The 23118-nt window shown below is 62.4% G+C and carries 15 protein-coding genes; 5 read left to right on the top strand and 10 right to left on the bottom strand.

The window, feature by feature from the left end; translation table 11 throughout:
* Positions 1 to 76: 76 nt before the first annotated feature.
* The gene (locus BISU_RS05420; protein ID WP_024463014.1) at positions 77 to 2380 is read right to left on the bottom strand and encodes an HAD-IC family P-type ATPase; all 2304 of its coding nucleotides are present in this window, start codon (positions 2378 to 2380) and stop codon (positions 77 to 79) included.
* Positions 2381 to 3102: 722 nt separating this feature from the next.
* On the opposite strand from BISU_RS05420, the gene pdxS reads away from it, so the two are divergent.
* The 3 genes from pdxS (at position 3103) to BISU_RS05405 (ending at position 6874) form a co-directional block, all read left to right on the top strand.
* Positions 3103 to 3978, top strand: a complete 876-nt coding sequence (gene pdxS, locus BISU_RS05415) for a pyridoxal 5'-phosphate synthase lyase subunit PdxS (protein ID WP_024463013.1) — start codon at positions 3103 to 3105, stop codon at positions 3976 to 3978.
* The gene (locus tag BISU_RS05410; RefSeq protein ID WP_024463012.1) at positions 3978 to 4748 is read left to right on the top strand and encodes a type 1 glutamine amidotransferase family protein; all 771 of its coding nucleotides are present in this window, start codon (positions 3978 to 3980) and stop codon (positions 4746 to 4748) included. The genes pdxS and BISU_RS05410 overlap by 1 nt, the downstream gene beginning before the upstream one ends.
* A 491-nt stretch (positions 4749 to 5239) precedes the next feature.
* Positions 5240 to 6874 carry an aminotransferase-like domain-containing protein gene (locus tag BISU_RS05405; RefSeq protein WP_024463011.1) on the top strand — a complete coding sequence of 545 codons (1635 nt, stop codon included), beginning with the start codon at positions 5240 to 5242 and terminating at the stop codon, positions 6872 to 6874.
* 302 nt (positions 6875 to 7176) lie between these two features.
* Here the strand turns inward: BISU_RS05405 and BISU_RS05400 are convergent, their stop codons facing one another.
* Positions 7177 to 9246: a trypsin-like peptidase domain-containing protein gene (locus BISU_RS05400; RefSeq protein ID WP_051922005.1), complete on the bottom strand. Its 2070-nt coding sequence runs from the start codon at positions 9244 to 9246 to the stop codon at positions 7177 to 7179.
* Positions 9247 to 9497: 251 nt separating this feature from the next.
* Between BISU_RS05400 and tgt the strand changes: the two genes are divergently transcribed.
* Together tgt and BISU_RS05390 are read left to right on the top strand one after the other, a co-directional pair.
* Positions 9498 to 10808 (top strand): tRNA guanosine(34) transglycosylase Tgt, encoded by a 1311-nt coding sequence (gene tgt / locus BISU_RS05395; protein WP_024463009.1) that lies wholly within the window; start codon positions 9498 to 9500, stop codon positions 10806 to 10808.
* A 437-nt stretch (positions 10809 to 11245) separates the two neighbouring features.
* Positions 11246 to 12061 (top strand): nitroreductase family protein, encoded by an 816-nt coding sequence (locus tag BISU_RS05390; protein WP_024463008.1) that lies wholly within the window; start codon positions 11246 to 11248, stop codon positions 12059 to 12061.
* 86 nt (positions 12062 to 12147) lie between these two features.
* Here the strand turns inward: BISU_RS05390 and pntB are convergent, their stop codons facing one another.
* The 8 genes from pntB to BISU_RS05350 all read right to left on the bottom strand — a co-directional run bounded on the left by pntB (position 12148) and on the right by BISU_RS05350 (position 22881).
* Entirely contained in the window at positions 12148 to 13524 is a 1377-nt protein-coding gene (pntB, locus tag BISU_RS05385; RefSeq protein ID WP_024463007.1) for a Re/Si-specific NAD(P)(+) transhydrogenase subunit beta, read from the bottom strand.
* A gap of 5 nt (positions 13525 to 13529) precedes the next feature.
* Positions 13530 to 15128, bottom strand: coding sequence for a Re/Si-specific NAD(P)(+) transhydrogenase subunit alpha (locus tag BISU_RS05380; RefSeq protein ID WP_024463006.1), 1599 nt, complete (start codon positions 15126 to 15128; stop codon positions 13530 to 13532).
* Positions 15129 to 15569: 441 nt separating this feature from the next.
* Complete coding sequence (locus BISU_RS05375; RefSeq protein ID WP_024463005.1) at positions 15570 to 16262, bottom strand: HAD family hydrolase; 693 nt, start codon at positions 16260 to 16262, stop codon at positions 15570 to 15572.
* A 474-nt stretch (positions 16263 to 16736) separates the two neighbouring features.
* Entirely contained in the window at positions 16737 to 17309 is a 573-nt protein-coding gene (locus BISU_RS05370) for a heat shock protein transcriptional repressor HspR (RefSeq protein ID WP_024463004.1), read from the bottom strand.
* 5 nt (positions 17310 to 17314) lie between these two features.
* Positions 17315 to 18307, bottom strand: a complete 993-nt coding sequence (locus tag BISU_RS05365; protein WP_024463003.1) for a DnaJ C-terminal domain-containing protein — start codon at positions 18305 to 18307, stop codon at positions 17315 to 17317.
* Between the two features lie 399 nt (positions 18308 to 18706).
* Positions 18707 to 19411, bottom strand: coding sequence for a nucleotide exchange factor GrpE (gene grpE, locus BISU_RS05360; RefSeq protein WP_024463002.1), 705 nt, complete (start codon positions 19409 to 19411; stop codon positions 18707 to 18709).
* A gap of 2 nt (positions 19412 to 19413) precedes the next feature.
* Positions 19414 to 21291: a molecular chaperone DnaK gene (gene dnaK / locus BISU_RS05355; protein ID WP_024463001.1), complete on the bottom strand. Its 1878-nt coding sequence runs from the start codon at positions 21289 to 21291 to the stop codon at positions 19414 to 19416.
* Between the two features lie 330 nt (positions 21292 to 21621).
* Positions 21622 to 22881 (bottom strand): ATP-binding protein, encoded by a 1260-nt coding sequence (locus tag BISU_RS05350; protein WP_226839106.1) that lies wholly within the window; start codon positions 22879 to 22881, stop codon positions 21622 to 21624.
* Between the last annotated feature and the right edge of the window lie 237 nt (positions 22882 to 23118).

Genomic DNA, 23118 nt, shown 5'->3' with positions numbered 1-23118 from the left:
ACTATACGCTTGCGGCGGCATCGAAATGGTCTTCATAGTAAAGGCGTCAAGCAGTGAGCCAACGTCATTCTCGCGCTCAGTCGCGCTCGAGCAGCGCGGTGAGCGCCCACAGAATCGAGATGACGTCGATGGCCTCTTGCAGGAAGGCACCGACGACTACTGGAATGAGGTTGAAGGCTGCTGCGATCATACCAAGAAATGCCAGCGCAAGCCCGGCGATGACAGCCTGCAGCATGACCTGCTTGGTGCGCCGCGCGATGGCGATGGCGCGCGGCACGGCGGCGATATCGTCATTCATAATCACCGCTTGCGCCGACTGGGATGCGGCGGTCGACGTGCCATCGGTTATGGCCATGCCGATGTCGGCGGTAGCCAGCACCGGGGCGTCGTTCACCCCGTCACCAACCATCATGGTGATGGGACTGGCGGTCGATTCGCCGCGCAGCCGCGCACGGATTGACGCCGCAAAACCAAGGCTCCTGCCTCCGCTACGGCCGCGTTCGCTGGTTCCAGCGCGACCTCGTCCGTGCCCGCTGGCTTCGGTTTGATTCGCCCGCGCAGCGGGCAGTTCGCGCGCGGCAACTGCTCTGAGCTTGTCCTCCGGCAGCAGGTCAGCATGCACGTCGGCGATGCCCACGCTGTCGGCAACGATATGGGCCGAAGCCGCGTGGTCGCCGGTGAGCATGGTCAGGCGCTCAACGCCGAGTGAGCGCAACTGAGTCAAGGCTTCTCGGGCGTTGGCGCGCGGCACGTCCTTGAGCACGATGCGCGCAGCAAGCCTCCCGTTCACCGCCACATAGGTGACCATCTCGTCGGGCGCGCGCTGCCCGAATCGCGCCACCGGAAATGCAGCGGCGGGGCTGCTGCTGACGCTGCCTGCGCCATCACCCTGCGCGGAACCTTGCGTCGCGATCACATAATCGAAGCGACCGACGCGCACCGGCACGCCGTCGACCTCGCCGCAGACCCCGTTGCCGGCATCCTCGCTGACATGGTTGACGACCGGATATCCTCGGGGCGAATCATACTGGCCGCCGGTCTGCTCCGCGAGGCGATGCCGGGCCTGCTCCCCCGCCGCAGCGATGCCCTGGGCGAGGATGTGCACCGAATACGTCTCGATCGCGCCTGCGAGCGCGAGGATGTGATCCTGGTCGAAATCGCCATAATCGTTGTAATCGCTGCCATCGCTACCGATGCCGGCGCTACCGACTTGACCGCCACCGAACCCATCCACCAGATCGACGCGCGCGACCTGCGGCGTCTTGACGGTTAAAGTGCCGGTCTTATCAAAGAACACATGCGAGACCTGACCGAGATTTTCCAGCACATCCTGCGTCTTGATCAGGATGCCGGATTTCGCCAAGCGCCCGGTTCCAGCCATATAGGCCACCGGAGCCGCGATGAGCAGCGGGCAGGGCGTCGCCAAGACCAAAACCTGCGCGAATCGCGTGGCATCGCCGGAAACGAGCCACGCCACGCCTGCGATCAGCAACGCAAGCACGGTGAAGGGCACCGCCAGCCGGTCGGCGGTTCTGACCACGGCCGCACGGGACTCTTTGGCCGAGGTGACCAGATCGAGTATCCGCTGATACTGCGAGTCCTGGGCCAGCTGCGTCGTGCGCATAGTGAGCGTGTTCGAGCCGTTGACCGCGCCGGACATCACACGCGCCCCTGCGTACATTTCGCGCGGCACCGGCTCGCCGTTGATGGTGCTCAAGTCCAGCGTGGCCGAGGCGCTGAGCAGCTCGCCGTCAACCGGCACCGTCTCCCCGGGCAGCACCACGAGCACATCGCCAAGCCGGACCTCTTCGACGGGCAGCGTGTGGAAATGCGATGATGCTTCGGATTCTGGCTCGGCATCGGACTCTTCGGCGGTCGCAGCCGCCACGCCAGCGCCCGCTCCCGCAACCGCACGGAACGCGGCCCGCCCCTCGCCAGCCTTATCCGCCTCCGAACGCACCCCGATGCCTTGCAAGTCGACCACATGGGCGTTGCGCGGCGCGGCGCTGGCCAACGCGCTCAGGCTGCTTTCCGCCTTGGCCTGCGCGTATTCCTCAATCGCCTCGCCCGACCAGACCATGAGCACGACGGCCCAGCTGGCCCAGTATTCCTGCACCGCGAGAGTCGATAGTATGGCGAGCACGGCGAGCACATCCACGCCGACGCGGCCACTGCGTAAATCCCGAATCATGCCGGCGAGCGCGTCCACAACGGTGTAGGCCACCAAAGCAATGACGAATACCTGGCCCAGCGAAGGGTTCACGCCGCCGAACCATGGCTGCCACGGATGTACGTCGCTCAGCACAGCGAGGGGTATCGCGCAGAGCACGGTGAGAGGAAGTAGTGGGACTCGTTGAATAAGAGCGATGGCGTTACGCATCGTTTCTCCTTACACTCGCATACGGGCTGCGCGGCAAAGCACAGCACTGCAGTCACGCCTTGTTAACCCACCGGAGGCTTTCGAAAGAATGCATCGCGATACACGGCGTAAAGATAGACGTATTCAGTTGTATTGCACATCATCAACCGTTCGTACGGCTAAACCATATGCTACCACAAATCACACGCAACAAGCCACAGCCAAGCCATAACTAAACCGTAGCCAAGCCGCCCGCAGGCCTCTGACAACCTCGTTGCCGAGCCAAGCGTACGTTTTATGACATGATTACGAGGCGCATATAGGAAAACGTACGATGGTCACCGATCAGCGTACGTTTTCCGACATGAACTCGTGCAACGCGCCATAGAACGTACGCTGCCGAGCCATAACCAGGCATGCCAAGTCGCACCCCGGTTTGCGCCAAACCTCGCGCTGCATCCTACTCAACCAATGGCAGATCGGCCTCAGTCAGTCCTCAGTTGCAACGAACAGTCCGGCCGCTCTCAAGCCAGCTTCGCGATAGCCACACACGCAATCACGCAACCACCACCCACCCCGCAATTGGCTGGTGCGCAAAGTGGCCGATTGGCCCTATCGAAGCGCCGTGCTGCGACCGTACACTGTCGCACGAACGGGATAAGTGCGCCCGATTCCGCCCGCGCCCAACCCCGGCCCTCAGCCGGCGGGCACCGGCGTGACACCGACATGAAAGGAGCGGCCTTATGGATGGCGACCGCGTATCACTGAACAGAAACCTCGCCCAGATGCTCAAGGGAGGCGTCATCATGGATGTGACGACGCCGGAGCAGGCGCGCATCGCCCAGGATTCTGGCGCCTGCGCCGTGATGGCTCTGGAACGCATTCCTGCGGACATCCGCGCTGCGGGCGGTGTCTCGCGCATGAGCGACCCCGGCATGGTGCGCGGTATCCAGGAGGCTGTCTCGATACCCGTCATGGCCAAAGTGCGCATCGGGCACACCGCCGAGGCCCGCATTCTGCAAGCCATCGAAATCGACTACATCGACGAGTCCGAAGTGCTCACGCCTGCGGACGACGTCCATCACATCGACAAAACCGGCTTCGACGTGCCCTTCGTGTGCGGCGCGAAGGATCTTGGCGAAGCGCTGCGCCGCATCGGCGAGGGTGCGGCCATGATTCGCACCAAGGGCGAGCCGGGGACGGGCGACGTGGTGCAAGCCGTGCGCCACATGCGCACTATGAACCGCCAGATTCGCGCGCTGGCTTCGCTGCGCGACGACGAGGTCTTCGAGGAGGCCAAGCGTCTCGCAGCGCCCTACGATCTGGTGCGGTACGTGCATGATCACAGCCGCCTGCCCGTGGTCAACTTCGCGGCTGGCGGCGTCGCCACGCCCGCCGATGCGGCGCTGATGATGGAGCTGGGCGCCGAAGGCGTGTTCGTCGGCTCGGGCATCTTCAAGTCGGGAGACCCGGCGAAGCGCGCTGCCGCCATCGTTCAGGCGACTGCGAACTGGCAGGATGCGGCGCTGCTGGCGCGGCTCTCGGAGAATCTCGGCGAGGCGATGGTGGGCATCAACGAGAACGAGATCACCACGCTTATGGCCGCAAGGGGCGAGTGATGGTCGTCGCGGCGCAATACATTGGCAAACGCAGTTCGGGCGACCAGTCGCGCTCGGTGACGGGCATCCTCGCGGTGCAGGGCGCGTTCGCGGAGCACGCCGAGATGCTGGACCGCCTTGGCTCTCCGTGGCGGCTACTGCATTCGGCGAATGACTGGGACGATTCCATCGCGCGGGTGATTCTTCCGGGCGGGGAAAGCACGGTGCAGGGCCGGCTGCTGCACCTGACCGGGCTGTTCGCACCGATTGCGGAGCATATCGCGCAAGGCCGGCCCGTGCTCGGCACCTGCGCGGGGATGATTCTGCTCGCTCGGGCAATCGAGAACGAAGGCGCGGCAGACACGGCATCGCGAGGCGCTGCGTTTGCCGCCGCTGCGCACAACAACACCGCGCACGACACCACCGCCCGCAACGACACCGCAGCCGGCGACACCGCACGCAATGACACCGCGTCTAGCGGCAGCGTGCATAGGCATGCTGCACATGAAAGCACTGCGTATTTCGGTGCGCTTGACGCCGTGGTGCGCCGCAATGCCTACGGCCGGCAGCTGGGCAGCTTCGAAACCATCGGCTCGTTCGGCGATATCCACGATCTGCCCCTGGTGTTCATTCGCGGGCCGTATGTCACCGAGGTCGGCCCGAACGCCACGGTTGAATCACGAGTGGACGGGCATGTGGTCGGTCTGCGGCAAGGGTCGTTGCTCGCTACCGCCTTCCATCCCGAACTGACGGATGACACCCGAGTGCACGAACTGCTGCTTTCGTTGTGAAGACGTGAAACGTTGGGCATCGGGCGGTCAGTTTTCGTGGTTGCGCCCGTGCGATTTCCCGTTTCGTGAGCGCATTTGGATGTAACTGCGTTATGTGCACAGTGTTAACCCCGGGGCGCCCAAGTCTATCTACGTTATGTGAGGCGTTATTGGGGTGCTGCAGAGGTCTATCTGCGTTATGTGAGGCGCTATTTCTCGGAGCGTCGAGTATCAGACGGCCCAGAACCGCCATTTTCGGCCAGTGATACTCGAAGTACCAGAGAATTAACGCCTCACATAACGCAGATAGACCTCCGCGAACCTCGAATAGCACTACACATAAGCGAGATAGCCGGCACTTGGGGTATGACCGCGAGACGCAGAGCCCCAAGCCGCTCGAATGAAACGCTCGCGCCACCGAAACACCTGCATCGCCGAAACACCATGGCGCACGCCCAACCGTAGAATCGTCACAGTCCTGATTCGAAGGAGCCGGAAAGGAGAATGACGCCATGCAGGTTTCACTCGATCGGCGCAGCGATGTGCCCCTCTACCGCCAGCTCGTCAACGAGCTGCGCGAGCAGATCGTCGCGGGGCGCCTGGCCGCCGGCTATCGGCTGCCTTCGGAGCGCGAGATGGCCGAGCTGCTCGCCGTCAACCGCACCACCGTCTTGCAGGCCTACAGCGAGCTCAAGGATGACGGCCTCATCGCTTCGCATGTCGGCAAAGGCACCTTCGTGCAACGCCACGCCAACGAACACACCATCGCAGCCCCGGCCACCGTGTCGACTACGACATCACCGCACGCTTCGCCAGCGCTCGAACCGTCGACGCTGGGCCCGTCGACGCCCAGCCCACAGACGCTAGGTCCTTCAACACCTAGTCTTTCAAAGCTCAGTCCTTCAACGCTCAGCTCTCTAACACCTAGCCCGCTAACGCTCAGCCCGCCGTGGCCGGTGCTCTTCAGCGATTATTCCAACCGCTTCACCTACCACGACATCGCCTCGGCGGACCGGGCGCAGAGCATGGACGGCGTCATCGACTTCGCCACCGGTTCGCCGAACCCGCACGATATACCGGACGATCTGCTGCGCGACGTGAGCCTGCACGCCTTCTCCTCGCACGATTTCGACGGCCAGCCGGAATCGCCCATCGAAGGCTTCCCCGAGCTGCGCACATTGCTCGCCGACCACATGCGCGAGGACCGGATGATCCACTGCTCGCCCCGCAATGTGATGGTGCTTTCCGGCTCGGAGCAAGGACTCGATCTGTGCGTCAGAGCATTCGTCAACCCCGGCGACTGTGTGCTCGTCGAAAGCGTGACCTTCTTCCCGGCGCTGCAGGCCTTCCGCTCGGCTGACGCGCGCATCATCGGCGTGCCAACGGACGAATCGGGCATGCGCACAGAGCTGCTTGAAGGGTTCTGCGCGCGCTTCCACCCGAAACTGATCTACACCATCCCGACCTTCCACAACCCCACCGGCTCCACGATGCCGGCCCAGCGCCGCCGTGAGCTCATCGAGACTGCAATGAAATACCAGTGCCTCGTCATCGAGGACGACCCCTACGGAGAGCTGCATTACGGGACTTCAGCGCCGCCGACTCCGCTCAAAGGCATGGAGAACGCCGGATACGTGATCTACCTGTCGACCTTCTCGAAAACAGTGACGCCCGGCCTGCGCACGGGCTGGCTCATCGCCGACACGCATGTGGTCGCACGGCTCGCGGCACTGCGTCGGATGGTCGATCAGCACACGAGCTCGTCCTCGCAGCGCATCTGCATCGAGCTGCTGCGCGGCGGCCGCATCCGCCGGCACATAGAAGAAATCACCGGCGCATACCGGATGCGGCGCGATGCGATGTGCGATGCCCTGCAGCGCTATGCGCCGCCAACCGCTCGGTGGAGCGTCCCCGAAGGCGGCTACTACGTATGGCTCAGCCTGCCCGAAGGCCAGCGTTCGCAAACGCTGCTGGAAGCCGCGCGACCCTTGGGCGTCACCTTCATGCCGGGTGGGGTGTTCGACGTGGATGGCACGGACACCCGCCACATCCGCCTCAATTTCGTGCGCCCGCGCATGGATCAGATTAGCGACGGCATACGGCTGCTGTGCGCTGCCATGCATGGCGATGGCAGACGCACTGCGTGACCTAAGAACGTCGATGCGGTGCCTGCGTCGGCGCAGAATCAGTGCCGATACGCTGTAAAGCCGATGCAGTGGCTGGCTAGGACTCCAACGCCCTTTGTGTGGCGTCCCGGTCTTAAGCGGCACACGGCCTACAGACCTCTCCGCCAGCGCCCTTTCCACATCTTTCAGCCGAGCCAATGGCTGCGAAAGAACGCGATGCGAGGCGGGGCAGCAGACATTGCGCCCGTCGCCCCGCCTCGCATCGCCATTCAGTCGCATCGCCCAGCCGTCACAGCCGATCGAGCGCTGGATCTCCTACCTATTTACCACAGGCCGAACGGGTCGGTGAGACCGTTGTCGCCGTTACCACTATCACCGTTACCGTTACCATTGCCGCTGCCGTCACCATTGTCGTTATTGTTGCCGCCATTGTCGTTCTGGCTGCCGTTGCCGCTGCCTGACTGGGATCTGGTGGAAGCGGATTCCTGCTGGTCCAGCGTCACGTCGACGTCGACGGCTTTGGAATCACGCGCGACCGTGAGCTTCACCTTGTCACCCAACGCCGACGCACGAACATAGCCCAGCAGCGAGTAGGTGTTGTTCACCGCGTGATCGTTGAACGCGACGATGGTGTCGCCAATCTTCAGTCCCGCCTTGTCGGCCGGACTGCCGGAAACCACGCTGGCGACCTTCGCGCCGCCGCGGGTCACGCCGTCGGCTTCGGCGGTTCCGTCCGTGATGGTCACGCCGAGCTGCACATGCTTGACCGAGCCGTTGTCGATGATCTCCTGCGAAACGCGCTTGACCAGATTCGCCGGGATGGCGAAGCCGATGCCGATGGATCCCGCTTCCGAGCTGGATGTGGCGGTGGAGGCAATCGAAGAGTTGATGCCGATCACCTTGCCGGCAGCGTCGAAGGTCGGGCCGCCCGAGTTGCCCGGGTTGATGGCCGCGTCGATCTGGATGGCATTGGTGACGATTTCGGCGTTGCCGTTATCATCAGCGACTGAAACGGGGCGGTTGAGCGCCGAGACGATGCCGGTCGTGGCCGTGTCATCGTAGCCGAGCGGATTGCCGATGGCCATGACGCCCTGGCCCACGGCGAGCGAGTCGGAATCGGCGAACTCCACTGGCTTGAGGTCGCTTGGCGGGTTGTCGAGCTTGATCACCGCCAGATCGGTGGTGGTGTCGGCGCCCACGACCTGGGCCGTGTACATCTGCCCATTCGCCAGCGTGACCTGAATCTGCTTCGCGCCCGAGATCACGTGGTTGTTGGTGACAATGTGACCTTTGTCGTCAAGAATCGCGCCCGACCCCTTGGCGACTCCACCGCTCACCTGGGTCTGGATGGAGACGACCGAGCCGGAAACCGAGCCGGAAACAGCGGTCCAATCGGCCGCCTTGCCGGACTTCAGGGGCGCGCTGCCGCTGCCGGATTGACTGGAGGAGCCGACGTCGCTCAGCGAGCTGGTGCTGGCCACGTTCACCCACCCGTTGGCGATCGCCGCATAGCCGATGCCGAGGCACAGGGCCGCGGATACCAGCGCGGCGACGACCGCGACCACAATCGCATTCGCAGGCCGGTTCGGAGCCGCGGATCCCGGTGCCTGATTGTTGGCAAACGGACCTTGCGGCGGGAATCCCGGTGTTCGCGGCCCCTGAGACCCCTGCGGCGAGTTGCCCGCGCCGTAGGGACCGGATGCTCCCGGCGTCCCTTGATTCGCGTTGCCCGGCTGCCCGCTGGACTGCTGACCATTGGCCTGCTGACCGCCAGGATTGAAGAAGGGATTGGCGCCGAAATACGGGTTGCGATTCCCCTGTGTTCCCGATTGCGCCCCTGCTTGACCGCCATCAGTCTGACCAGACTGACCTGTCTGAGTGCCGGATGCATTGCCATTATTCTGCGTCTGCGTCTGCGGGGGCACCGGGCCATACGCGCCATATTCCGGCGCGGGGCGGTATAGCGGCGTCGTCGGCTGCTCTGTGGAGCGTGTCGCGGCACTGCCTGTCACAGGAATGGATTCGGTCTCCTGCGCGGGAGAGCCGGCGGCCGCAGGGATACCCTGCTCGATTATAGCAGTCTGATGTATGCCGTCGTTGTCTGCGCCGTCATTGGCAGCGTCATCGGCATCTCCGCTGGCCTCGCCGGCATCGTCATTACGCGAGCCAGCATCGACTGCGGCCGGCTGACCCTGCGCATTCGAGTATTCGGGAGCATTCAAGACTTCCGTGTCATTCGTTCCTAGGGGCGGCAGCGTAACCGTCGGCTGCTCGCCTTGCGACTCCTGCTGAGAATCGCTCCGCGCCTCTCCCCCTTCATCCGGGCGATCATGCTCCTCGGCGCCATTCGCGTCGTTCTGGGCGTTCCAGTCGCCGTCGTGTTCTTCGGCCATAACTGCTCCTTTGAATTGGTAGCGACATCCGATGGTCTTTCGACCATGCTGCCGCTGTTCATCGCTACATAAGAGTAAAGATAGCTGCTCTGGGCGTTCCCTGAATGTTTGTTGGAAGAAATGCACCAATCCCCGACATGTTCCCAAAAACGGCCACATCCATCCCTCGTTCTCTTGCAGTTGAGTCCGAAACCATGCCGGACTCGTATCGGCAGGGGCGCTGCGGCATGGCTTCGCCTACAGTGAACGATATGACCAGCCTTCTTGAGCACCCTCGTACAACGCGGCCCGAGCACCCCGATCAGCCCGGTGATCGCAACACCTTCAGCTTTGAAACGACCACGCGCCTGCCTGATTCGGCCGACGGCAAGGGGCGCGGCGGGGCCCGGTACGGCCGCACCGGAGTCATTCATACGCCGCACGGCGACATCAAGACCCCGGCTTTCGTCCCCGTGGCCACACAGGCCGCCATGAAAGCCGTGCTGCCCGAGCAGATGCGCGAGTTGGGGGCGCAATGCCTGCTGTCGAACGCCTTCCATCTTTTCGAACGCCCCGGCGAAGACGTGCTTGACGAGGCCGGTGGACTGGGCCGATTCATGAACTGGGACGGCCCGACCTTCACCGATTCCGGCGGGTTCCAAGTGCTTTCGCTCGGAGCCGGGTTCAAGAAGACGCTCGCGATGGACGTCAAGGGCATGAAGTCGGATGACGTGATTGCCAAAGGCAAAGAGCGGCTGGCCTTCGTGGACGAGGACGGCGTGACCTTCAAATCGCCGCTCAACGGCTCCGAGCACCGCTTCAGCGCCGAGATTTCCATGGGCATCCAGCATAAGATCGGCGCGGATATCATGTTCGCCTTCGACGAGCTGACGACGCTGATGAACACGCGCGGCTATCAGGAGCGTTCAGTCGAGCGCACCTTCCGATGGGCGCGGCGCTGCGTCGCCGAGCATCAGCGGTTGACGCAAGAGCGCATCGGCAAGCCTTATCAGGCGCTGTACGGCGTGGTGCAGGGCGCGAATTACGAGGATCTACGTCGTCACGCGGCGCAGCAGATCGCCTCGCTTGATTTCGATGGCGTCGGCATCGGCGGGGCCATCGAGAAGCGCGTGATCGGCGACACCTGCGCATGGATCTGCGACGAAATGCCGGAAAGTCGACCCCGGCATGTGCTCGGCATCGCGGCCGTGGATGATATCTTCGCCTGCGTGGAGAACGGCGGCGACACCTTCGACTGCGTCGCGCCCGCGCGAACCGGCCGCAACGGCGCGATCTACACGCGCGACGGCCGCTACAACATCAAACGCGCCGCCTTCAAACACGACTTCGGACCGCTCGAAGAGGGCTGCGACTGCTACGCCTGCACGCATTATTCGCGGGCATATATCGACCATCTGCTGCGTGCGCATGAGCTGAACGGCTTCACCCTGGCCACGATTCACAATGAACGTTTCTTCGTGAAGCTGCTCGACGACATCCGCGCCGCAATTGACGGCGGATACTTCGACGAATTCCGCGACGAGTCGCTCGCGCGGTTCTACGCCAACGGCAGCCGGGGGTGAGCGGAGGGCGTTTCGCGCGTTGCGTCGGTAGCTCGATTCACTCTTTTGCCGGTCTATCTGCGTTATGTGAGGCGTTAATCGGGCCCCACGGAGGTCTATCTACGTTATGTGAGGCGCTATTTCGCAGAGCGTCGAGTATCAGACGGCCCAGAACCGCCGTTTTCAGCCAGCGATACTCGGGGTGCCAAGGAATTAACGCCTCACACAACGCAGATAGACCTCCGCAGCATCCAAATAACGCCTCACATAACGCAGATACCGAATTTTCAGGCCCCGACACGAAGCCACCGTTGTGCCTATGCCCATGCAGCCGCTGCCGTGCGGCACTCTCGTGCAGCTGACCTCATGAATAGCCACATGACATCGGCTTATCTTAGGAACCGTCGCGCAATCTCGGTCGAATAGAATCGAAGCGTAAGCGATGTGGCATAACCCATATGCGGGAGGGAATCATGGCGCTGTGCGATTTTGGCGATAGAGGCGACTTGCGCGGCGCGATAGCCGAGCGCCATTCCGTGCGTATGTATACCGACGAGCCGGTGGCCGACGAAGCGCTGGCGGCGCTGCACGAAGCAATCACGGCCTGCAATGCGGCATCGGGCCTGCATATCCAGCTGATCAGCGGGCTGGATGATGCATTCTGCGGCTACCCGACCCATTACGGCAGATTCCACGGAGTCCATAATGCCATCGCCCTGATCGGAGCAGGCAGCGGCATCCCTAATCTAAGCGCGTCTGCGAATATGGCTTCCGCTAAGAGCGGCAACCAAACTCACGGCAGTCAAACGACGACCAACGCGGATGAAATCGCCCTGCAAACCAAGGTCGGTTACTACGGCGAACTGCTCTCCCTGCGCATCGTCCAGCTCGGCCTAGGAACCTCATGGGCGGTGCTCGACAACGCGAAAGAAGGCTGGTGGAGCCTGGGCGATAGCGAGCATATGATTTGGGTGCTGGCCTTCGGTCACCCCGCACGCCCCGGCGCAAAGCATCATACCAAGCCGATGGAGCAGCTATGCGCGTTGCCCGAAGGCATGGCAATCATGCAAACGCCCGAATGGTTTGCACAGGGCATGAGTGCGGCGATGCTCGCGCCGACCTCGCTCAGTCAGCAGCCTTTCATCATCGAGTTGCACAGCGACAACACCGTCAGCGCCCGCGCCACCGAAGGCCTTTTCGCCCACGTCGGCCTCGGCTGCGCGATGTGCAACTTCGCAATCGGTGCCGCCCCGCACCACGTCGTCTGGCGCTAGCATTCGTACGCCACGCCTTATTGCAATTCCCCTTGGAAGAGCTCAGCCAAGCCGACTCACATGACTCGCAACGGCTCGGCAACGCCTCACAGCGCTCCGAGCACTGCTTCCACGCTGGCTTTGGCGTCGCCGAAGAGCATTGAGGTGTTGTCGCGGAAGAACAGCGGGTTCTGCACGCCGGCATAGCCGGTCGCCATCGAGCGCTTGAGCACGACGACATGCTTCGCCTTCCACACTTCGAGCACGGGCATGCCGGCGATCGGGGAATTGGGGTCTTCGGCGGCCGAGGGATTGACGGTGTCGTTGGCGCCGATGACGAGCACCACGTCGGTGCTGGGGAAGTCGCCGTTGATCTCGTCCATTTCCAGGACGATGTCGTACGGCACCTTCGCTTCGGCGAGCAGCACGTTCATATGCCCCGGCAGGCGGCCCGCCACTGGGTGAACGGCGAAGCGCACCTCGACGCCCTGCGCGCGCAGGCGCTCGACGAGCGTGGCCACGGCGGTCTGCGCTTTGGCTACGGCCATGCCATAGCCCGGCGCGATGATGACCGAATGGGCCTCCTTGAGCTCTTCGGCCACTTCGGCGGCCTGCACCTCGTGGTATTCGCCTTCGACTTTCGCCGCAGCGGCCTTAGGAGCGTCGCCGAATCCGCCGAAGATGACGGCCATGAACTTGCGGTTCATCGCCTTGCACATCAGGTACGACAGGATTGCGCCGGAGGAGCCGACAAGCGAGCCGGTGATGATGAGCAGATTGTTGTCGAGCATGAAGCCGGCAGCCGCAGCCGCCCAGCCGGAGTAGGAGTTGAGCATCGAGATGACGACCGGCATATCGCCGCCGCCGATCGAAGCGACCAAATGCAGACCGAGCAGCAGGGCGAGCACCGTCATCAGCGCCAAGGCCCAAATCGAGTCGGTCATCAGGAACCATACGAGCATGGCGGCCATGACGACCAGCAGCCCGACGTTGATGGCATTGCGCCCGGGCAGCGCGAGCGGCTTGGACTTGATACGCCCAGCCAGCTTGAGGTAGGCGATGATCGAGCCGGTGAAGGTCACCGCGCCGATAAGCACGCCCAGGTAGATCTCGGACAGATGCGCGACGTCATGCTCGGTAAGGAAGGAATTGTAGCCGATGAGTACGGCCGCAGCGCCGACGAAGCTGTGCAGCATGGCGATCAGCTCAGGCATCTGCGTCATTTCGACAGTGCGGGCGCGCCACGTGCCGACAGCAGCGCCGATGATGAACACGAGCGCGATGAGCAGCGCGGTCACCCATACGGGCCGCGCCGAATCGACAAGCGCGAGCACAATGGTGGCGATAATCGCCACGGCCATGCCAATCATGCCCAAGATATTGCCGCGTCGGGCGGTCTCCTGCTTGGAAAGTCCGGCCAGCGAAAGAATGAAGAGCACGGCGGCGACGAGATACGCGGCCTGCGAAGCGATAGTGATGCTCATGGCGCTCACGCATCCTTCCTGAACATGCTGAGCATGCGATAGGTGACAAGGAATCCGCCGAAGACGTTAATCGACGCGATGGCGGCGGACAGCACGGCCAGCGTGGTCACGACCGGGTTCTCGGAGCCGATCTGCAGCAGCGAGCCGACGAGGATAATGCCGGAAATCGCGTTCGTCTGCGACATCAGCGGCGTGTGCAGCGAGTGGCTGACGTTGGAGACCACATAGTAGCCCACGAATATGGCCAGCACGAAGATCGAGAAGGTCGCGAGGAACGCGGCATCGGTGAACGCGAGCGCCACGGCAAGGATAATGCCGGAGATGGCCATAAGCACCGTATTGCGCTTGCGTTTGGCGGCCTGTTCGGCCTCCTGCGCGGCGGCCTTGCGCTGTGCCTCCTCCTTGAGTTCTTCCGGGCTGAGGGATGTGGCTGTAGCACCTGCCGCTGCACTGCCCGCTGCGGCCGGAGCGGGAGCTGCGGATACCGCCACGGCTGGCGGCGGCCACAGAATCTGGCTCTCGTTGGTCACCGTCATGCCGCGCTGCACCGGGTCATCAAGATCAAGCGCCGGCTTGCCATCCTTGGCCGGGGTGAGCAGTTTCATCAGATTGACGACATTGGTGCCGAAGAGCTGCGAGGTGTGCCGCGGCATGCGACTGGCAAGATCCGTGTAGCCGATGATGGTCACGCCGTTGTCGCTGACGGTTTTGCTGCCAGGCACGGTCAGCTCGCAGTTGCCGCCGCCGGTGGCCGCCACGTCGACGATTACCGAGCCGGAGCGCATCCCAGCTACGGCTTCCTTAGTGATCGTGCGCACGGCCGAGCCGCGCACGAGTGCGGTCGTGATGATGATATCGGCCTTCGCGGCTTCCTCGGCGTAGAGCGCCAGCGTCGCCCGCTCCTGCTCGTCGCTCAGCGCCTTGGCGTACCCGGTGCTCGAGCGCTCCTGCTGGGCGGCTTTCGCCTGCACGAAAGTCGCGCCGAGCGATTCGATCTGTTCGCCGGCCTCCGGACGCACGTCGAAAGCCCGCACTTCCGCGCCGAGCGACACGGCCGCGCCAATCGCCGCAAGGCCTGCCACGCCGCCGCCAATCACGAAGACCTTGGCCGGCTGGGTTTTGCCCGCTGCGGTGACCTGTCCGGTGAACATGCCGCCGAATTCCTCGGCCGCCTCGATTACCGCGCGATAGCCGGAGACATTCGACATGGTTGAGAGCACGTCAATCGATTGCGCACGGGAGATGCGCGGAACCGCATCCAGCGCGAGCGCGGTCACGCCGCGTTTGGCGAGCGCATCCAGCAGCTCGTTGTTGGTATGCGGTGCCAGCCGGGAAATCAGCATGGCGGCGTTGTTCATTTGCGCGACCTGCTGCTCGCTCGGCGCGTTCACCGTGGTCACGATGCCGCAGTCCCATGCCGCAGCGGCGTCGACGATGGACGCCCCAGCGTCGCTGTATGCCTTGTCGCTGTACGACGCCTCGGCCCCCGCGCCTCGTTCCACCGCGACCTCATAGCCCAGCGCACGCAATTGCGTGACGGTTTTGGGCGTGGCCGCCACCAGCCGCTCGCCCGCGAGCGTCTCCTTCGGTATTCCTATCATCATCGTTGACTCCTTCCTGCCACAGCCCGCTGCAGCATGCCACGACGCACGCTCCGCCCTACCGGCTGAAAAACAGCCAGCGAGCCGAAACCCGTCGTATGGCCGATGCCGCAGCGCCTCGCCATAACTGCATCACAGTATAGTTGCATGCTTGCCGCTTCGACGCGGGCATACCAGCTCACGCGTTCCCCTAGCTCGGACTCGCCCATATGCGCGCTGCTTATATTGCCGATACTGCCTATGACGATCTGCAACCGTGCAGCGCCAAGCGCCCGACTGTCGACGCCCAGTTGCTAAGATACTCAGCCGCCAATCGACTTGGTCACGAACCAAAATCGGTCACGAACGCACTCAGTTACGTGCGCGCTCGATTGTTACCGCTCAATCGGTCATGCTCAATCGTTAACGCCCAGTCATTCATGCTCGATTGTTACCGCTCAATCGTTACCGCTCAGCGTCAAGTTCATTCAACCGCAGCCGCACATACTGCTCCAATTCGGCCACGCCCAGCCCCTCATACCCGCTGATCGAAGCGAACTGTGGGCCTTCGGACACATCCGTGCCATTGAACCCGACCTGTGCCAGCGTCGTAGCCCCAGAAGCAGCGGCCGAGGTGAGGCCAGAGATGGAATCCTCGATCGCGATGCAACTGGCCATATCCTGCGGTTCCACGCCTACCAGCCGCCCTGCGGCCAAGTACGGTGCCGGGTCGGGCTTCTTCGGCAGATCGTCCGAGCCGCACACGAATCCCACGAACGCCCCTTCGGGGGCATGATCGACCACGTTCTGCGCCATTTTGCGCGGCGAGGCAGTAACCAGCACCGAGGGTATGCCCGCCTCGGCCAACCGTCTGAGCACATCCTCGACGCCCTCAATCCACGGCATATGCTCTTTTTCATGCTGGAATACATAGTCGACCATGCCGTTTGCTATCTCGTCCACAGTAAGCTGCGTGCCCATGTCAACCAGATGCTGCGCCACCACTTGCACCGGCTTGCCGGAATCGCCCCAGGCGAGGTCTTCGTTCCATTGCCCGCCATGCTCGCGGGCGAGCTGCATCTCGGACTCGTGCCAGACCGGCTCCGAGTCGATAAGCGTGCCATCCATATCCCAAAGGACCGCCTTGAGTAGCGTCATGCCGAATCCCGCCTTCCATCGCCTGCGTCTGCACCTGCCTGCGGCGCATCGAATCGCGCCAAGTTGCCTTGCCTTCCCATGACAACAAAACAGGCCGACAAGGGAGCAGGCGGAGGCGCATATGGGCCGGAAAAGCTCATCAACGTTGCATTTTATGCGCTAACGCAACCCTACCGTATAAAAAGCTACGCAAAACTGCCATTGAACGTTACGTTTTGCACGGTAGGGGTCGGATACCGTACAAAACGCGACGCAAGCCCGCACCGAAATGCCGAAACGTCACAATTCCCGCACTATCACCAGGCCACTGCGGGGGATGTGGCGTATAACCGGCATGAAACATCACAAGGCCCGCACTACCGTTGTGATAGTGCGGGCCTTGTGACGTAGGGTCCCGGGCTTATGCGCGTTCGCTGGGTTTCATGCCGGTCGTGGGTATGCAGACGCTTCGCCCCTCAAGCAACCACGAGCCACTTAGTCGAGGTACTCACTCCACAGCACCACGGACTTCTCGTCCTCTGGGTATTGCGGCATATCGCCGCCGGAGCGACCGGATGTCAGCTCGCGGCGATGCACCTGAATCTCGTGCCGCCATAGCCGGGCCTGATTCGAGCGCTGCACTTCGATGATGTCGCCATCCGCGTCGGCCGCGAAAATGCTCGAACCGTTGGGTCTGCTCAGCCGTTTGATCTCGCGGCGCAGCTGCCGGTTCTCTTCCTGCAGATCGAGAATGCGCGCGATGCCCGCAAGATTGACGCTTTCCTCCTGACTCAGCCGCTGCGCCTGCACGAGCCGGTCGATGTCGCGCAGCGAATAGCGCCGCGCCCCGCCGCCGGTCCGCTGCGGCTCGATAAGCCCCAGCCGGTCGTACTGCCGCAAGGTCTGCGGGTGGATGTTCGCCAGTTCGGCGGTGCGCCCGACGCTGAAAATCGGCAGATCGATGTCGAAACCGACCTCATCCGCCCCGTCGAGATTCGCGCGGGACTCGACCAGCGCGAGCGCGCACATCTCATAGAGCGCCCGCGCCTCGCGATCCAACCGTGCCATGGCAATCAGCGCTCCTGCGCCAGTTCATCAAGGAAATCGCCGGACTCCTCGTCGAACTCCTTGGCCTTGCGCTTAAGCGCCATACCAGGCTTGGACGGCACGCGAATCTCGATGCGGCCCACCAAATCGCCGCCGCGCCCGGGCACGCCCTTGCCGGAGATGCGAACTTCACTGCCGCTGGACGACCCGGCAGGAACTTTGAACGTCACGGTCTCGCCGTCGATATCCTTCGCCTCGATCTTCGCGCCGGCCACGGCCTGCCCGACGCTGACCGGCAGCGGCATGACGATATCGTGCCCGCGCAGCGAGAACTTCGGATCCTCCCGGACGGTGAGCTCCAGGAACATATCGCCATTCTTGCCGCCGTTGACGCCCGGCTTGCCCTTGCCCGCGAGCCGAATCTTCTGCCCGTCCTTGACCCCGGCGGGAATATGCGTCTTGAACTTGCCGCCATCCACGCTCAGCGACACCGTCGCGCCCTTGACCGCCTGCCGGAAGGTCAGCGTGATCTTCGATTTGCGATCCTCGCCCCGCTGCGGGCGCTGCGGCTCGCGATACGTCGTATGACTCCGTGTGCCCTGACCCGGCATGCCGCCGCCAAACATGGAGAAAATGTCATCCATGCCGGGCTGACCGCCCGCCGTCGAGAAGCGGATGCGCGAGCCATCGCCCGCACCATCGCCGAACATCGAACCGAAGACATCAGAGAAGCCCGCGCCGTCGAAGCCGCCCTGGCCCGAGCCACCCGCGAAACGTGCGCCGCCCATGCCGAACTGTCGAATCGCATCGTACTTCTGGCGCTGCTCCTTGTTGTTGAGCACGTCATACGCCTCGGAGATATCCTTGAACTTCTCCTCGGCCTCCTTGGACTTGTTCAGATCGGGATGATACTGACGCGCTAGCTTGCGGTACGCCTTGGTGACATCGGCTGCGCTGGCGTCTTTGGAGACACCGAGGACCTTGTAGAAGTCCTTGTTCAGCCATTCGTTCTCAGCCACGATGTGCCTCCTTTCCTGGGCTCAATATGTGATGCTTTATTTAGTTCTTGACTGCTAGAGGGGTTGCCGGGCTCGGAAGGATGCGTGTCATCCGACACGCTCCGGGCCGCTCTGGCCGAGTCTTTACGGTCGGACGACACGCATCCTTCCGAGCCCTCTACGCACAACAGTTCAACTCCTGTTAAACAGTCACTCTTATTATCTTTTTGCGCTCTAAGGATTCGTATCGGCGGCTTAGGCTTTTGCGCTGCTCAAAACCGGACTTCTACAAGACCAACTTAGAGCGATTAGGGATTGGGAAAGGGGGATGTGTTGCTCGACCGTATGACCGGCCGAGCGGCCTTGGAGCGTGTCGAGCAACACATCCCCCTTTCCCAATCCCGGCCACCCCACTAGCAGCTATGCCTTGGGAGAAGCGACTACCACTCGGGCGGCTCGGACTACTCGGTCGCCGATGCGGTATCCGGCTTCCACTACGGTGTCGACGGTTTCGGTGGTGGCGGTTTCGTCGGGCTTGTGCAGGATGGCCTCGTGCTTGGTCGGGTCGAAGGGCTCTCCGGCTTTGCCGAACTTCTCGACGCCGAAGCGTTCGAAGGCCTTGTCGATCTTCGTGGCGACCGCGTTGAAGGAGTCGTCGATATCGCTGTGCTCCTTGATGCGGTCGATGTCGTCGAGCGCGGGCAGCAGCGCCGTGAGCACGTCGATGATGCCGTGCTCGCGGAAGCGGTCCTGCTCCTTCTTCGAACGGTTGCGGAAGTTGACGAATTCGGCCCGCTCGCGCTGCAAGGCGTCGAGGTATTCTGCGGCTTCCTTCTTCGCTTGGCCGAGCGGCGTCAGCGAATCCTGCGCATCGGAATCCGTATCGCCGGATTCCTTGCCGTCATCGCTCGGCTGCTCGCCGTCGTTGTTGGTGCTCGCGTTACCGCCGTCGCCAGCGGTCTGCGCATCGCCGGACGGCTCATTTGGCTCGGCACCCTGCGCTGCGGGGGCCGAAGCCGGTTGAGCCGCCTTGTCAGCCGCACCAGCCGTGCCAGCCGCGCCGGCCGCGGCCTGATCGGCGTCCGGCAGATCGTTGAGGTAATCGTCCTTGTTGAATGTGGACATGATTACTTGTTGTCCTTGTCGTCATCGTCCACGACTTCGGCGTCCACCACATCGTCGTCAGACGAAGCGGCAGCTCCGGCCGCACCTGCACCTGCGTCTGCGGCACCAGCAGCGCCTTCAGCGCCCTGCTGCGCGTAGAGCGCCTGGCCGATCTTCTGCGCCGAGGTCATAAGCGCTTCCTGCGCGGACTTGATCTTCTCAATGTCCTCGCCCTTGAGCGCTTCTTTCAGCTCGTTGACCTTGTCGGTGACTTCCTTGGACACGTCGTCGGAGAGCTTGTCCTTGTTGTCGTTGACGAGCTTTTCGGTCTGGTAGGCGAAGGATTCGGCCTGATTGCGGGTTTCGGCATCCTCCTTGCGCTGCTTGTCCTCGGCCTCGTGGGCTTCGGCTTCCTTGACCATCTTGTCGATTTCGTCCTTGCCCAGGCCCGAGCCGCCGGTGATGGTCATCGACTGCTCCTTGCCGGTGCCCTTGTCCTTGGCGCCGACATGCACGATGCCATTGGCGTCGATGTCGAAGGTGACTTCGATCTGCGGGACGCCGCGCGGCGCCGGTGCGATGCCGGTCAGCTCGAAGGTGCCCAGCGGCTTGTTGTCGCGCGCGAACTCGCGCTCGCCCTGGTAGACCTGGATGAGCACGGAGGGCTGGTTGTCTTCAGCGGTCGAGAAGACCTCGGAGCGCTTGGTCGGGATGGCGGTGTTGCGGTCGATGAGCTTGGTCATGATGCCGCCCTTGGTCTCGATGCCCAGCGAAAGCGGGGTCACGTCGATGAGCAGCACGTCCTTGCGGTCGCCCTTGATGACGCCCGACTGCACGGCGGCGCCGACAGCCACGACTTCGTCCGGGTTCACGGACTGGTTCGCTTCCTTGCCGCCGGTGAGCTCCTTGACCAGGTCCTTGACGGCCGGCATACGGGTCGAGCCGCCGACGAGCACCACGTGGTCGATGTCGCTCACGGAGATGTTCGCATCGCTCAGCACGTTGTTGAACGGCGTGCGGCAGCGGCCGAGCAGATCGGAGGTCAACTCCTCGAAGTGGGCGCGGGTGAGCGTCTCGTCGAGATGCACCGGCGTGCCGTCAGGGGTCATGGCCAGGTACTGCATGGAGATAGAGGTCGAAGTCGAGCTCGACAGCTCTTTCTTGGCCTGCTCCGCAGCTTCCTTGAGCCGCTGCAGCGCGATCTTGTCCTTGGCCAAGTCGACGCCGTACTTGTTCTTTACCTCACCCACGAGCCAGTCGATGATCTTCTGATCCCAATCATCGCCGCCCAAGCGGTTGTCGCCATTAGTGGCCTGCACCTGAATGGTGGAGAAGCCATCCTCGTCCTTGCCGATTTCGAGCAGGGACACGTCGAAGGTGCCGCCGCCGAGATCGAAGACGAGAATGCGCTCGTCCTCCTTACCTTTTTCCAAGCCGTATGCGAGCGCTGCCGCAGTCGGCTCGTTGATGATGCGCAGCACGTTCAGGCCTGCGATCTTGCCAGCGTCCTTGGTCGCCTGGCGTTGTGCATCGTTGAAGTATGCAGGGCAGGTGATGACCGCGTCGGTCACCGGCTCGCCCAGATACGCCTCGGCGTCGCGCTTGAGCTTCATGAGCACCTGCGCGGAGATCTCCTGCGGGGTCCACTTCTTGCCGTCGATATCGACGGTCCAGTCAGTACCCATGTGGCGCTTCACCGAGCTGATCGTGCGATCGACATTGGTGACGGCCTGGCGCTTGGCCACTTCGCCGACGAGGATCTCGCCGGACTTGCTGAATGCCACAACGGATGGCGTGGTGCGCGCACCCTCCGCGTTCACAATGACGGTGGGTTCGCCGCCTTCCAGCGTCGCGATGCAGGAATTGGTGGTACCCAGATCGATGCCTACTGCACGTCCCATAACGGTTGTCTCCTTGTTCGTTCGTTATCAGTGGTCACTTGCCAGCTGACGTTGCCTGCTCAAGCCCGTCGAGCCCGCCGGTTTCGATGCTGTTCGGCCATTCGACACCTTGCGGACCCGCGTTGCGAAGTTCCCCTCGCCTGCTTACAAACTTGAGCCTACATCACTCAACTTTATGAAGTCAACTTATATTCCCAATTCCTCCAAAAAAACTTGAGTTTCGCGCTATCAAGTTTTGGAACGTCTCGTTGCGAAGCATCTGCGCCAAATACACTATGACCGCCCCGCGCGAATAAAAACTGCCCTCAAACTCAAAGGCAGGCACGCATATCACATAAACGCCCCGGGCTCCCATAAGGCGCTGACGGGCAGTGCCCACAAACCGTTGGGATACTTGAGAACCCTTGACCCCGTATAGACGAGATACCCTCTGAAGAACCGCCTGTCTTTGGCCAGTTGCGACAATCCCGCGAAGTCTTCGCGCTTGACCGTGCTCGAGGATTTGACTTCGACGCCGACCAGCCGGTTGCGCCGCAGCATCACCAAATCCACTTCCTTGGGATGCGCCCCCGATTCGCGCCAGTAGAAGCAGTCCGGGTGGATTGTCGACCATTGCGCCGCTGGCACGATCTGGTTGACCACGAACGATTCGAAAAGCATGCCGAAAGTCACTGGATTGCCTTCCGGGTCGCCGCCCTTGCCGAGCAGCGTCTCCACACTCAGCGAAGTATCGACGGGATGGATCTTCGCCCTTGACGGCGACTGCCGGTTGGGTGCGGTTCTGAGATTGGGCAGCATGTGAATAAGGAATCGGCGCATGAAAATGCCGATATACCGGTCCACCGTCCGCCTATCCAAACCCGCCGCATTGCCCAGCGCGCTGGCGTTCGATATTCCTCCCGGCACGCATAGCAGATGCCCGAGCACGTTCAAGGCGGTCGAGATGTCGAGTTTTTCGTCAGGCGATATCGTATTGCCCAACACGATGGAGATATCGTCGGCGACGAGCTTCTCGCGCTCCCAATCCCCGTAGTCGGCGTACTGCGCCGAATATTCAGGGAAGCCGCCAGCGGCCATCATCTCGAACAATTCACCCCTCGCCACAGCGCCCTCGAACCCCGTGTCCGGCTCCCTACGCCACAAATCGTCGATGATGCTCGTGCTCGTCAGATTCATTTCACGACGGGTAAGCGGATTCATGGTGAATCGTTCGGCGCGCCGCGCCAGGGGATCCTGGCCATCGAGACCCGAACGATTGATGACAGAGGAGCCGGTCAGAACGAAATGCGGCTTCCCTGGCACCATGCCGTCTGCCAGCTCTTTGATGGCGAGCGGCAGCTCCCGGATCCGTTGGGCCTCGTCGATGATGACCGGCAGTTCCAACCCGGAAAGCCAGCCATTGAGATCCGTGCGCGCCAGCTCGTATGTATTGGGTTCCGCCAGCGTCTCATACGCATATCCCTGCGCAAGCAGCTGCGTCTTGGACATCATGGTCTTGCCCACGGCGCGAGCGCCTTCCAAAACAACGACTTTTCGCTTCGACCGCAGGATCGCCTGGGCAATCGGACGAGGAATATACTGTGACGACATGAAATAATTGTACATCCGATGTACAAAAATTTATACATTGGATGTACAAAAAATAACTTGTCGCTGACTGTTGCTGGTTCTTGAACTAGACCGATAACCCGGCAAGCCATCATCACAGCACCACCGCCTCGTCCAAGCTCACAGCGAATATAAGCATACAAATATGCGAACGCTATTCTGACGGGATGATGCAGACGATCGCCTCCAAATGCCCGTTGGACGGGCTTTTACCACCCG

Source organism: Bifidobacterium subtile (assembly GCF_000741775.1).
GTDB lineage: Bacteria > Actinomycetota > Actinomycetes > Actinomycetales > Bifidobacteriaceae > Bifidobacterium > Bifidobacterium subtile.
This window is presented reverse-complemented; position numbering and strand designations above follow the sequence as displayed.